The sequence below is a fragment of the Caulobacter sp. HJHS_5 genome (genome assembly GCF_056683955.1).
The window spans coordinates 226489-239261 of the sequence record NZ_JBWZNC010000008.1 but is presented as its reverse complement, the minus strand read 5'-3'; the positions used below and the strand labels follow the sequence as shown (position 1 = coordinate 239261).

Genomic DNA, 12773 nt, shown 5'->3' with positions numbered 1-12773 from the left:
TGCTTCGCCTCGAAGGCCGGCGGCGGCGGAGGCGGCGGCGGCGGGGGAGGCGGAGGCGGCGGGGGAGGCGGCGGCGGGGGAGGCGGCGGCGGCGGCGGCGGCGGCGGGGGCGGCGGAGCCGCGAACGAATAACGCGCGCCGACCGTCAGGGCCATCGTCGTCATGTTGCCGCCGAAGGGCTCGCTGACGCGCGTAGCGCCCGGACCAGCCACGACGCGGGTGGCGCCGTTGAAGTGCAGGTTGTCGAAGCGGGCGACGCGACCGGTCAGGTCGAAGTTCCACTTCGGCGAGGCGTTCCAGGTCAGGCCGGCCAAGGCCTGATAGGCCAGGCTGTTGTCGTTGTTGTCGACAACCACGTTCTGGATCGGCGCATCGAGCGGGCCGACAGCGGCCATCTGGCCGGTCATCTTCAGCTTGGCGTTGACGACGCCGAGACCGACGCCGACGAACGGCTGGATCGTGCTGCCCGGCATGAAGTCGTAGATCAGGTTGCCCATCAGCGACGTCGCCTGGAAGTCGCCGTCCGGTCCACCGCAGGCCGGGCTGGCGGCCGAGCGGATGCGGCTCGGGTCGCACAGCCGGATCGGCAGGTTGCCGTCCTTGTAGCTGGCACCTTCGATGTCGCCCGAGAAGTAGTGGGCGCCTTCGAGCTCAACGCGCCAGTTCGGCGTGAAGCGGTACCCCAGACGCAGGTCGCCGAACGGAGCGTCTTCCACCGAGAAGCTCGTCTTGGTGCCTTCGCCGCCGTCGTTCGTCGCGTAGCCGATGTCGGCCCCGACGTAGAAGCCCCGGTCCTGGGCGTGAACGCCAGTCGCCGCGCACAGCGCCGCGAAGGCCGCACAGGCCAACCATTTGTTCTTCATGCGTATAACCCCTTACTTTTTGGTCCCCGCTTATCGCGGGCGACATACAAACGCGGCTGCAGCCAAAATGGGTGTTGCACCTTAGCCACAGACGCCGGTGATCGCGCAGCAAGCGCCGAAAAAGCGGACGACAACGCTGGGTTGGAGCCAGGTGCACCGGGCTCAAAGACCGGGAACGTCGCCGCAAGTTCAGCGCCCAAACCGAATCCCTCCGGATAAAAGCACATCATCTCTTCGCGTCGTAATGCCGCAGTCTAAACAACTCGACAACGATTTTGACGCGCATGCGATCAAACACGCGGATGGCGTGCTGAAATAACTACACTGGGAATCCGCTGAAGCGAAGTTTCGGAGCCGGCTGCTCCCGCGGCGATGGAAGTCGGAACAAGTCCCAGTCGTGGGAACCGCAAGCCCGCGACGAAAAGCCGGGCGACGCGAGGCCGCGACGAACTCCCCGCCCGTGGAAACGCCCTAGGACGGCGACTTCGCGCCGAGAGCCCCGCCCCAGCCGCCCAGGTATTTCACCCTATTTCGCCCCTCTGCGAAAACGACGCTTTGAGGCGGGGCGAGGTCGATGAAATGGCGGTTGTCATCGATATCGTCGAAAACGACCGTCGCGTCGGGCGCGAGACGCGGTGCGACGATGTCATAGGCCCACTGCCTGGCCGCATACCGCTTATCGCTGTCGTAGTGGAAGAAATCGACCTGCGGCATCTCCTCCATGATTTTAGGCAGGTTGGCCGTATCCTTCTCCGTGAACAGCGACCACCTTGTCCGGAGACGATCAGGCACCAGGATGCCTACGTTGGCGGCGGAGCCCTCCTGCTGGCGATAAGGCGCATCGCTGGACCAGAGACGCCCCTGGCCATTCTCTTCAAGCGCGGTGAGGATCGCGGTGCTCGACCAACCGGCGGCCACGCCCGTTTCCAGCACGAACTTCGGCTTCTGGTGGCGGACGAGGAAGTACAACAGGGTGTACGCGCCGCCGCCACCGAACTTTGTCGGCGAAAGATTGATCTTTTCGAGGTTGGCGGCGCGGAAGCTGTCGCCACAGACCGCCAGCGCCTCCGCCCATAGCTTCGAGTTGATGGACCTCGCCCAGTCCGCCTGAACGACGGCGCGCGCCTTGCACCACTCGGTGACCATCTCGATCTCGGCCGTGGAAACCGGCTTTGCGAGATGATTCCGGAGCTTTAGATTCAGCTCTCGACCAACATTTACGACCGTCCTGAACACTGGAGCGCCCTCCACGCAGAACCTACGGTCACCGCCCCGCGGTTGGGGCGGCTTAGGATTATTCTAGACACCAAGGCTCGCGTGAAACCTAGCGTTAACTTTCACGGGAACCGTCACCACGGCTTGGCTCCGCCGCCAAGCCGAATGAATCCGGCTCGCTGACGACGCCGCAGCCAACGTCGCAGCAGGCCGCGAACGGAGACTTGGAAACATTCTGAAAAGGCTGGAAGCTTGATCGCAAGCCGCGTTGCGGCAAAGCCTCATGGTCAAGACTTGAGCTTGGTACCGCCTTCCCGGTTCGAACGGGAGACCTCTAGATCCACAATCTAGCGCTCTAACCAGCTGAGCTAAGGCGGCGCGCCAAGCGCGAGGCGTTCGTTTAGGGGAACTCCCCTGCCCGATCAAGCCATTGCTCCAACCATATCGCTCATCGCCGGCGGGGCGCCGCGAGAGCGCTCCAAAAGCAAACGCCCCGGGGCCAGGCTCCGGGGCGTCGACTTTTCGAGGTTCGTTCTGAAAGGCCCTAGGAGGCCATACGGAACGACAGCGGGATGGTGACCTGGCCACCTTCGACGGGGTTGCCGTCAGAGGTCCTGGGTCGCATCCGGAAGATCCGCGACATCCGAATAGCGGCGTCGCCGAAGCCGTAGTCGGCCGGAGTTTCCGAGATCACCTCACAGTTGGTGAGCGTGCCGTTGGCCGTAACGGTGCAACGGATGCTCGCCGAACCCGACGTCTCGGTCCGCTGAGCGCGGTCCGGATAGTACCGGGCCACGTCATCGGCGCTCGGGCGACGCAGCCAGTCCGGATTGGTGATGACCGAAGGACGCGGCGGCGTGGGAGCCGGCGGGGCCTGGGTGATCACCGGCGGAGCCGGTTGCTCCACCCGCTTTTCGACGGGCGGGATCGGCAGCGGCGGCGGCGGCACCACATCCGGCGGCGCGGCGATCGGAGGACGCGGCTGCACCTTGGCGGGCGGCGGCGGCTCGTTCGTCGGCGGCGGCGGCGGCGGCGGAGGCGGCGGAGGCGGCGGCTTAACGATTTCCACCTGCGTCGCATCGTCGACGTACTGCTTGTACTTCGGCTCGAACTTCACCTTCCAGAGATAGAAGATGAGGCCGGCGTGGAGGACGAACGCGACGATCGTCGCGATCATGAACACTCCACCCCGTTTGCCCTTGGGGCCCCCTTCCGCGGTTAGCGGATCATAGTAGGGACGTTCCTCGGGCGTCTGCTGTTTGTCAGCCATGCGTCCGTGCCCCTAGCTGTTATCCGCGCCGACCAGCGCAACGCTGTAGAAGCCGTTATCCTGGAGCGTGTTCATCACCTGCATGAAGGTGCCGTAGCGGGCATCCTTATCACCGCGGATGAAGATACGTTCCTTAGTCGGATCGCGCTTCCCGATGTTCTCGGTCAGGTCTTGACCGAGGGTCGCCACGTCGACCTTGGAGTCGCCGAGGTAGATATCCCCCGACTTCTGGATCGAAATGTAGACCGGCTTGGGCGGGTTCCCGGCGGCTTTCGCCACCGCAGGAGGTAGGGCCACTTCGACCGACACGGAGGCGAGCGGCGCCGCCACCATGAAGATGATCAGAAGAACCAGCATGACGTCCACGAAGGGCGTGACGTTGATCTCTGAATTCTGTTCGACGTTGAACCTACCGCCACCACCCCCTGAGAGTTTGGCGGCCATGGTTGTTAGGCTCCCTTGTCGAGCTGACGCGAGATAGCGTTGATGAGTTCAGCCACAAAGCCTTCCGAACGGGTCCCGAAGCCCGAGATCTTGGTTTGGAAGAAGTTGTAGAAGATAACCGCCGGAATAGCGGCGAACAGACCGATACCGGTGGCGAGCAGGGCTTCAGCGATACCCGGCGCCACGACGGCGAGGTTGGTGGTGTTGGTGTTCGCGATACCGATGAACGAGTTCATGATCCCGTAAACGGTGCCGAACAGACCGATGAACGGACCGGCCGAACCGACCGAGGCCAGGAAGGTCATGCCGCCGCCGAGACGCTTGGCCAGGTTGGCTTGCACGGCCGAGATGGCGGTTTGGACGCGGAGCAGGGTCGAGTCGCGGTGATCGCCGACCACCGAGAGGCCAGCGGCCTTCGACAGTTCGATTTCGTGAGCGGCCGCGGCGGCCATGTCGGCCATCGGGTGACCTTGGAATTCTTCCGACGAACCGATCTTGCCCATGTCGGAGATCGAACGAGCGCCGCGGAAGGCTTCGAGGAAGGCGTCCGACTTCTTGTTGAGCGCGCCGAACTCGAAGAGCTTCGTGATCAGCAGGATCCAGGAGAAGACCGAGGCGAGCATCAGGCCCACCATGACGACCTTAACCACCGGTTCGGCGTCGAGGAACATCTGGATCGGCGTCAGCCGGCCAGCATGCTCGATGGTGGCCGGGGCCTGAGCCAGGGCCGGAGAGCTCACCGCCAGCGCAGCGACGCCGGTGAGAGCGATGAAGGAGATCAGTCGTTTGTTGTCGAGCATCTTTCGCCAGTTCCTGATTGGTCTAGCACGTTTGGACCGAAAGGGTCGTCGCGCGAGAGCGTCGCCACCCTAGTTAAAACCCCGGCGCCCCCCGATCCGAAGATCCGAACGCCGCCGCTATCGCTACGCCGGCCCGCTACGCCCGGTCCGACCCCGTAGGAGCGGAATTGGCGTCTCGAAGGCGCTTGTTGGGCCTCCGACACACTTTGTGGGCGCGCAGAGACCGAGCCGTAAACGGATTTACAGCATGGGTTCTTTGGCGAACGGCCGCGACATCGTCAAGGCCTTTAACAGGGCAGGAGATTGCCGAACCCTGGCCGTGGGAGAAATTATACTGCAGTGCACAAACTAATAGCATGAGGTTTGCAGCATTTTATCCCGCACAACGGGAAACGTGATGCTGCTGTGCAGCATAACCTGCTCTCACAAAGCCGACCAAGCGGCGGCTGCGCCGTGAATGCCCGCTAAATGTCGCGGGCAAAAGGGTCGAACCGCCCAAAATGCGCGTTAACGAATAGCGTCCGCAAGCTTGGCCGGATGCTTCCGCGAGCGGCCAAGCTTGCGGATGCATCGCTCGCGCCCCCGCCTGCTCTCACACAATGGAAGATGCCGGTCGGCGGCCAGATCGCGGCGAGTTCGACACACGCGGATTCGGCGCCTATCGCCGGCCGTCCGACGTCACGGACGAACAGAGGCGGATGCTTTCGCGTCGCGGGAAATGTGAGGTCTGCGGGGAAATGGTGCCTGGGGGCGGATTCGAACCACCGACACGCGGATTTTCAATCCGCTGCTCTACCAACTGAGCTACCCAGGCCCGTGAGCCCGGCGAGGGCGCCGCCCCCGCGAGAGGGGCGTCTATAGGGGAGGCCCGGACGGAAGTCCAGCGGGCGGAAGCGGCGATTATTCGTCTTCGGAAAACGGGGCGTGCGGGCTGTGATCGTCATCCAGCTCACCGCTCCGATCATCGCCCGACAGGGTATAGCCGCCGACCAGCCAGCTCTGCAGGTCCACATCGGCGCAGCGTTTGGAGCAGAAGGGGCGGAAGGCCGGATCGACCGGCTTGCCGCAGATGGAGCATCCCGCTTTCATTCGGCCCACACCTCCTGCCGCGCGCCCGTCCAGTCGGCGCGGCCTTCGACCGTGAATCGCTCGCCGAGCTTCGTCGCCAGCCCCGCCCGCAGCGGAGCGAAGGCCGCGGCCACGGGCGGTGCGCAGGCGGCCTTCAGGCGGGCGCCGCCGGCCTTGCGCCCTTCCCTCTCGATCGCCCGCGCCAAGCGCAGGGCCAGGGTTTGGCGCGACGGAGCGCCGGTGTCGTCCAGCAACGTATCCAGCACCGGCCGCTGACGGCGCGGCGCGGTCAGTTCCAGCACGCCGAAACGGCTGATCGGGCCGAAGGCGACTCCGGGGTTGTCGGGTCCGAAAGCGACGCGGGCGGCGTTGAGCAGCGCCGCGCCGTCATGGCCGCGGCCCGCGAGATCGATGGCCACCAGGCCGCCGAGCCCCTTCAGCCGGAGCAGCCGCGCGGCGGCGGCCAGGCCCGCGAGATTCGCCTCCCGGGTCACCCGCTTGGATTCCGCGCCCGGTCGGTCGCCGACATCGATATCGATGGCCACCAGGGCGCGGGTCGGCTCGATGCTGACCCGACCACCGCCCGGCAGGCCGTGGACGACCTCGATGGCCTCCGCCTCGGCCTGATCGGCGGCCTCGCGCGCCGCATCGCCCTCGACGACGGGCGCGCCCTTGGCCAGCACCGTCAGCAGTTCGGCGACGTCCGGCGCGGCCCGCACGAGGCGCGGCGCGCCCTCCCCGACTTCGAGGAACCGCGCCACCGCCGCCTTGTCGCGGCGAGCCTCGGTCTTGATTTCGACGCCGATCGCCTGGCCGACGGTCAGCGGCCCGTCCTCCGCCCGCAACGGCAGGATCGCGGGCGCCCCGCCGGGAAGCTCCAGAAACGCCGTGCCCAGCGCCTTGTCGATCTTGCGCACCCGCACCACGGCCTGGGCGCCGGCGCCGACCGAGCGATCCTCGCCATCGCGCTGGACGAACAGCCGCTCGGGCCGACCGTCGAGCAGGACGACGCCGCGCGTTTCGCCCACGGAACGGTCGATCAGGAAACGACGCTCGCTCATGCGGCCCAGCCCGCCCCGCGCAGCAACGCCAGGGTCTCGTACAACGGGAGGCCGACCACGCCTGTGAAGGAGCCGGAGAGCTCGGTCACGAAGGCCCCGGCCGATCCCTGAATCATGTACGCCCCAGCCGCGCCCTTCCATTCGCCGCCGGCGATGTAGGCGTCGATCTCGCGCGCCTCCAGGCGCTTGAACTTCAGACGGGTCTCGCTGATCCGCGAAGAGACCTTGCCGTCGGGACCGACCACGGCGACGCCGGTCATGATCCGGTGGGCGCGGCCGCTCATCAGGCCCAGCATGCGACGGGCGTCCGCCTCGTCCTCGGGCTTGCCGAGGATGCGCAGGCCCACGGCCACCAGGGTGTCGGCGGCAAGCACATAGGCGCCGGCGTGGCGCGCGGCGGTCGCCTGCGCCTTCTCGACGGCCAAGCGCAAGACGAGCCGGCGGACGGTTTCATCCGGTCGGGCCGTCTCGTCGATATCGGCGGGGTCGATGTGGTCGGGTATGATCCCGACCTGCGCCAGCAACTCGCGCCGGCGCGGACTGGCGCTCGCCAGTACGAGCACCGGAGTTACTTGAACCGGTAGGTGATGCGGCCCTTGGTCAGGTCATAGGGCGTCATTTCGACCAGCACCTTGTCGCCGGCCAGCACGCGGATGCGGTTCTTGCGCATCTTGCCCGCGGTGTGGGCGATGATCTCGTGGTTGTTCTCGAGCGTCACGCGGAAGGTCGCGTTGGGCAGCAGTTCGCTGACCGTACCGGGAAACTCGAGCAGTTCTTCCTTAGCCATCAGGCCTCTCAACAATGGCGAGCAGGGAAGACAAAAAGCCCGCGTCGACCTTGCGAGTCGGAGGCGGGCCGCGTCTTCGGACGCGCTGTATAACGCATTCAACCGCCGGGCGTCGATGGCGCGGCGAAACGGGCCTTCAGGCGCCTGCGCAGGCCGTCCCGCAGCTGACGATAGGCTGAAAGCGTCGCCTCGCGGGAGCGCTCCTCGCCCAAGGTCGGATCGGGCGTCGGCCAGTACTCCAGCGTGACCGCCCGGCCGCGGGACAGTTCCATCGCCCGGTGATGCGCCTCCGGCGTCAGGGAGATGACCAAGTCGAACATCTCGTGCAGGTCGTCGAAACTCTTGGGCGCGTGACGGGTCAGATCGAGACCGATCTCCTCCATCACGGCGGTGACCATCGGATCGCCGTCGTCCTCGCGCATCGGCTTCAGCCCGCAGCTCTCGACGAACACGGCGTGACCGAACATCTCGCGCATCATCGCCGCGGCGATCGGCGAGCGGACGCGATTGTAGTTGCAGGCGAACAGGACGGTCTCGGGCAGGCCCTTCATCGCCGGTCCCGCCTGTGCAGGGCGCAGATAAGGGTGAAGAGACGGCGCGCCGTCGGCAGGTCGGTGGCGATCTTGCCCTCCAGCCTGGCCGCCAGCAGCGACGAGCCCTCGTTGTGCAGCGACCGCCGGCTCATATCGAGCGCCTCGATCTGGTGCGGCGTCGCATTGCGAATGGCGTCGTAATAGCTCGCGCAGACGATGAAGTAGTCCTTGATCACCGCCCGCAGCGGGGTGAGCGACAGCAGCAGGGCGTGGTGATAGCCGTCGGCGCTGATGTCGAGCGCCAGGCGCTGATCGATCAGACCGATCCGCAGGTCATAGGGGCCGGCCGGCGCGCCGGCCGGAGCGAAGCTGTTGTCTTCCAGCAGGTCGAAGATGGCGACCTGACGCTCCTGCTCCTGATCGCGCGAGACGGCCGCGAGGCTCTCCTCGTCGATGGCCACGGAGCGGAGGCGTTGATCGCTCATCTCGCCGCGACCCTCAGCCGTTCAGACGAACGCCGGCGGATCGGGCGTGGGCGGGCAGCCCCTCGGCCTCGGCCAGCACGCGCGTGTGCGGCCCGAGCTTGGCGAAGGCGGCGGCGTCGCAACGCACCAGCGAGGTGCGTTTCAGGAAGTCGTAGAGCGACAGGCCGGACTGGAACCGGGCCGCGCGACTGGTGGGCAGCACGTGGTTCGAGCCGGCCACATAGTCGCCCACGGCCTCTGGGGTGTAGCGGCCAAGGAAGATGGCTCCGGCGTGGCGCACGCGGTCGGCCAGGGCGTCCGGATTGTCGACGGCGAACTCCACGTGCTCCGGAGCGATCAGGTCGACGAGCCCGGGGCTCTTGTCCAGCGGCGCGATGATCACCGCGCCGTGGGCGTCCAGCGAAGCCTTGGCGTCGGCGCTCGTGTCGAGGAAAAGCAATTGCTTGGCGATCGCCGTCTCCACCTCTTCGGCGAAGGCTTGGTCGTCGGTGATCAGGATCGACTGGGCGGCGGGGTCGTGCTCGGCCTGGCTCAACAGGTCGGCGGCGATCCAGGCCGGGTCGTTCTGCTTGTCGGCCACCACCACGATCTCCGACGGGCCGGCCAGGGCGTCGATGCCGACCACACCGTAGAGCCGGCGCTTGGCGGCCGTGACATAGGCGTTGCCGGGGCCGACGATCTTGTCGACCGGCGCGATCGGCCCGGCGCCGTAGGCCAGGGCGGCGACGGCCTGGGCCCCGCCGATCCGCCAGATTTCGCTGACGCCGGCCGCCTTGGCCGCGGCCAGCACCGCCGGCTGCAGTCTGCCGGGCGGGGTGACCATGGCGATGCGGTCGACGCCCGCCGCCTGGGCCGGCACGCAGTTCATCAGCACGGTCGAGGGATAGGCCGCGCGGCCGCCCGGCACATAGACCCCAACGGACTCCAGCGGCGTCCAGCGCCAGCCGAGCTCGACCCCGGCTTCATCGACGAAGCGGGCGTCCGCCGGGCGCTGGCGCGCGTGATAGGCGGCGATGCGCGCGGCGGCGAAGTCGATGGCCTCTCGCACCTCGGCCGGGCAGGCGGCGGCGCCCTCGTCGATCTCGGCCTGGGTGACGCGGACGGTGTCTTCCGTCAGCTCCACCTTGTCGAACTCGCGGGTGAAGCGCAGGACGGCCTCGAGGCCCTCGGCGCGCACGGCGTCCAGCACCTTGGCCGCGGCGGCGTCGACGTCATGCGGCGAGCCACGACGCTCATCCAGGAAGGCGCGGAAATCGGCGTCGAAGCCGGGCTGGGAAAAGCTGAAGCGGCGCATCGCGCCTAGATGCGGGTTTTGCGCCGAGTGGCAAGGGTCAATCGGCGATGTGGCGCCTTGGTATGGACGCGGGGCGAAAACCGACCTAGGCCTCCCCACGCGCGGGTGGGTGTTGTTTCGCCCGAAGATGGATACGTCATGGCTTCCAAACAAATCGCCGGCACATTGCGGACGGCCGCCAAGTCGCTGCTCGGGGTTTCCGACGATCCGAACATTCTCAACGCCGCGGTTCTGAACCCCTCGTTCCTGCTGAGCGATCCGGCGATCCGGGCGCCGCTCGAACGCGCCGACGCCCTGATCAACGACACGCCCTCGATCGACCGGCCTCGGCTGTTCGACGATGTGTCTTTGGACACCTTCGCCCTGCTCGCCGCCGGTGAGTACGAGGGCCTGCCCAATCTGCGCGCCTGGCTGCCGAAGATGCCGACTGCCGAGCAGCAGGTCGGCTCGGTGGGAACCTCGGGCGTCTGGGCCATGCTGCAAGCCGCCGATTTCGTGCGCAACGCGGTGGCCGGGCTGCAGGCCGACGGCAAGTCGATGCACAATGTGCGCATTCTCGACTACGGCGTCTGCTGGTCGCGCCTCTCGCGGCTGTTCTACAAATTTACGCCGGTCGAGCGCCTCTACGGCGTCGACGCCTGGCCGGACAGCCTGAACCTGTCGCGCATCGCCGGCTTCCGCGGCAACCTGGCGCTGGTGGACCGCATTCCCACCACCCTGCCCTTCCACAAGCCATTCAACCTGGCCTACGCCTTCTCGATCTTCACCCACCTGTCGCCGGCCTCGGCCGACGCGGCGGCGCGCACCATCCGCTCGGGCCTGCAACCGGGCGGCCTCTTCGCCCTGACCATCCGGCCATCTGAGTACTGGACGCTACTGGGCGATGACGGCGCGGCTCACCGCGAACAGCTGCGGACGACCGGCTTCGGATTCACCCCGGACGCCTGGGCCGTGGAGTCGGGCAATCCCGACTACGGCAATTCGACCGTGTCGCTGGATTATATCCGCCGCCACTGGACCGGCTTCGCCGTCGAGCGCGTCGAAATCCTGCCGATCGACGCCTTCCAGATCTTCGTGCTGCTGCGGGCGGTCTGAGCGCTTAGGCGTCGTGTCCCGGCTTGCGCGGGGTCGGCCATGCGGTCGAGACATCCGCCAGGGCGGCGTCGACGCATTCCACCTCGCAGCGCAGCTCGCCGTCGCCGGCGAACAGCAGGCTGATCACCCCGCCCGGCGCCTCGCCCGGCTCGAAGCCGACCGACAGCAGGCTGACGACGGCGCCGCGGGCGTCGCGCCGCAGGCGCCGCGCCTGGACGTTCAGCACCGAGCTTAGCTGCAGGCCGCTGCGCACGCGCTGGCCAGCCTTTCGGTCGGATTCCCAGCGGAAGCGATTGAAACCGATGGTCAGGCGGCGACCGGCGGCGTCCCAGCGAATATCGCCGATCTTCGCCACAGCGTCCTGCAGGGCGGCGCTGATCACCGCCAGATCGTCGGCGTCCTCCGCCAGCAGGCGCAGGGGGGCCTCATGCTGGTCCCTCGGCGCCACTAGTGCTCGCTCCCCTCGCCCTTGATCCGACGGACGTCGGCGCCGCAGGCGCGCAGCTTCTCTTCCAGCCGCTCGAAACCGCGGTCTAGATGATAGATGCGGCTGACCACCGTCTCGCCCTTGGCCGCGAGGCCGGCGATCACCAGACTGACCGACGCCCGCAGGTCGGTGGCCATCACCGGCGCGCCGTAGAGCCGCTCGACCCCGCGCACCACGGCCTCGCCGCCGTGCACCGAGATGTCGGCTCCCAGCCGGGCCAGTTCCGGCGCGTGCATGAAGCGGTTCTCGAAGATGGTTTCGCGGATGCGGCTTTCGCCCTCGGCCACGGTCATCAAGGCCATGAACTGCGCCTGCAGGTCGGTGGCGAACCCCGGATAGGGCGAGGTCTCGACATCGACCGCCTTCAGGCGCGTACCGTTTCGGGCGATGGTCACGCCGTCGGCATGGCGGGTCACCTTGGCGCCGGCCTGCTCGATTTTGTCCAGCAGCGGCGCGATCAGCTCGGGCTTGGTGCGGGTAAGTCGGGTCTCGCCGCCGGCCATGGCGGCCGCGACGGCGTAGGTGCCGGCCTCGATGCGGTCGGAGATCACGGCGTGGACGCCGCCGCCCAGCCGGGTGACGCCTTTCACGCGGATGGTCGGGGTCCCCGCCCCTTCCACCTTGGCGCCCATGGCGTTCAGGCAATCGGCCAGGTCGCCGATCTCGGGTTCGCAGGCGGCGTTTTCCAGCACCGTCTCGCCCTCGGCCAGCACGGCCGCGAGCAGGGCGTGCTCGGTGGCGCCCACCGAGACGAAGGGAAAGGCGACATGGCCGCCCCGCAGGCCACGGGGCGCCTGGGCGTAGACATAGCCTTCGTGCAGCTCGATCTGGGCGCCGAGGGCTTCCAAGGCCTTCAGGTGCAGGTCCACCGGTCGGGCGCCGATGGTGCAGCCGCCGGGCAGGCTGACCTTCGCATGGCCCACGCGGGCCAGCAGCGGGCCCAGGACGTTGAACGAGGCCCGCATCTGGCGAACGAGATCGTAGGGCGCGATCGCCCCCATGATCTCGGGCGTGTGGAGGATGGTTTCGGAGCCATCCTCCCCCTCCCGCTCGTCGACGTGCGCGCCGAGGCGGGTCAGCAGCTTGCCGAGAAAGCGGGTGTCGGCCAGGCGCGGCATGTTGGTCAGGCGCAGCGGCTGGTCGGTCAGCAGGCTGGCCGCCATGAGCTTGATGGCGGAGTTCTTGGCCCCGCTGATGGGGATTTCCCCGACGAGCGGCGAGCCGCCCATGATCGCGATACTGTCCATGCCGGTCCCGAAGCCTGAGGGGCGGTTCTACCCGCTGGCGAAGGGCGCGCAAGGGCGGCGGAAAAACAAGACGGCCCCCGCCGGGGTATCGGCGGGGGCCGTTGGGGAAGCTGGGGGTTGCTTC

At 67.4% G+C, this 12773-nt stretch carries 15 protein-coding genes and 2 tRNA genes; 1 reads left to right on the top strand and 16 read right to left on the bottom strand.

Going from position 1 to position 12773, the window contains the following annotated elements; translation table 11 throughout:
- From ACFLIT_RS17005 to hisD, 14 genes are all read right to left on the bottom strand, one after another.
- Positions 1-863, bottom strand: an 863-nt coding sequence (locus ACFLIT_RS17005) for an outer membrane protein (protein WP_479912450.1), incomplete at its 3' end; no start/stop codon positions are given.
- A gap of 471 nt (positions 864-1334) precedes the next feature.
- Positions 1335-2099, bottom strand: a complete 765-nt coding sequence (locus ACFLIT_RS17000; protein WP_479912449.1) for a class I SAM-dependent methyltransferase — start codon at positions 2097-2099, stop codon at positions 1335-1337.
- A gap of 280 nt (positions 2100-2379) precedes the next feature.
- Positions 2380-2456 (bottom strand) — tRNA-His (locus ACFLIT_RS16995).
- Positions 2457-2622: 166 nt separating this feature from the next.
- Positions 2623-3348: an energy transducer TonB gene (locus ACFLIT_RS16990; RefSeq protein ID WP_479912448.1), complete on the bottom strand. Its 726-nt coding sequence runs from the start codon at positions 3346-3348 to the stop codon at positions 2623-2625.
- Between the two features lie 12 nt (positions 3349-3360).
- A complete protein-coding gene (locus ACFLIT_RS16985; protein WP_479912447.1) occupies positions 3361-3792 on the bottom strand; it encodes a biopolymer transporter ExbD in 432 nt (143 codons plus the stop codon).
- Between the two features lie 5 nt (positions 3793-3797).
- Complete coding sequence (locus tag ACFLIT_RS16980) at positions 3798-4592, bottom strand: MotA/TolQ/ExbB proton channel family protein (RefSeq protein ID WP_479912446.1); 795 nt, start codon at positions 4590-4592, stop codon at positions 3798-3800.
- Between the two features lie 738 nt (positions 4593-5330).
- A tRNA-Phe gene (locus ACFLIT_RS16975) sits at positions 5331-5406 on the bottom strand.
- Between the two features lie 86 nt (positions 5407-5492).
- Entirely contained in the window at positions 5493-5681 is a 189-nt protein-coding gene (locus ACFLIT_RS16970) for a DNA gyrase inhibitor YacG (RefSeq protein WP_479912445.1), read from the bottom strand.
- Entirely contained in the window at positions 5678-6721 is a 1044-nt protein-coding gene (locus ACFLIT_RS16965) for a ribonuclease E/G (protein WP_479912444.1), read from the bottom strand. The genes ACFLIT_RS16970 and ACFLIT_RS16965 overlap by 4 nt, the downstream gene beginning before the upstream one ends.
- Positions 6718-7284 (bottom strand): Maf family protein, encoded by a 567-nt coding sequence (locus ACFLIT_RS16960; protein ID WP_479912443.1) that lies wholly within the window; start codon positions 7282-7284, stop codon positions 6718-6720. Before ACFLIT_RS16960 ends, ACFLIT_RS16965 begins: the two co-directional genes overlap by 4 nt.
- A 5-nt stretch (positions 7285-7289) precedes the next feature.
- A complete protein-coding gene (gene infA, locus ACFLIT_RS16955) occupies positions 7290-7508 on the bottom strand; it encodes a translation initiation factor IF-1 (RefSeq protein WP_166573809.1) in 219 nt (72 codons plus the stop codon).
- Positions 7509-7606: 98 nt separating this feature from the next.
- On the bottom strand, positions 7607-8059 hold the full coding sequence (locus tag ACFLIT_RS16950; RefSeq protein ID WP_479912442.1) for an arsenate-mycothiol transferase ArsC: 453 nt from the start codon (positions 8057-8059) through the stop codon (positions 7607-7609).
- Complete coding sequence (locus ACFLIT_RS16945; protein WP_479912441.1) at positions 8056-8526, bottom strand: UPF0262 family protein; 471 nt, start codon at positions 8524-8526, stop codon at positions 8056-8058. Before ACFLIT_RS16945 ends, ACFLIT_RS16950 begins: the two co-directional genes overlap by 4 nt.
- Positions 8527-8539: 13 nt before the next feature.
- Entirely contained in the window at positions 8540-9820 is a 1281-nt protein-coding gene (hisD, locus tag ACFLIT_RS16940; RefSeq protein ID WP_479912440.1) for a histidinol dehydrogenase, read from the bottom strand.
- A 138-nt stretch (positions 9821-9958) separates the two neighbouring features.
- On the opposite strand from hisD, the gene ACFLIT_RS16935 reads away from it, so the two are divergent.
- A complete protein-coding gene (locus ACFLIT_RS16935; RefSeq protein WP_479912439.1) occupies positions 9959-10915 on the top strand; it encodes a class I SAM-dependent methyltransferase in 957 nt (318 codons plus the stop codon).
- 4 nt (positions 10916-10919) lie between these two features.
- On the opposite strand, the gene ACFLIT_RS16930 is transcribed toward ACFLIT_RS16935, so the two are convergent.
- Together ACFLIT_RS16930 and murA are read right to left on the bottom strand one after the other, a co-directional pair.
- Positions 10920-11363, bottom strand: a complete 444-nt coding sequence (locus ACFLIT_RS16930; protein WP_479912438.1) for a DUF2948 family protein — start codon at positions 11361-11363, stop codon at positions 10920-10922.
- Complete coding sequence (gene murA, locus ACFLIT_RS16925) at positions 11363-12649, bottom strand: UDP-N-acetylglucosamine 1-carboxyvinyltransferase (protein ID WP_479912437.1); 1287 nt, start codon at positions 12647-12649, stop codon at positions 11363-11365. Before murA ends, ACFLIT_RS16930 begins: the two co-directional genes overlap by 1 nt.
- Between the last annotated feature and the right edge of the window lie 124 nt (positions 12650-12773).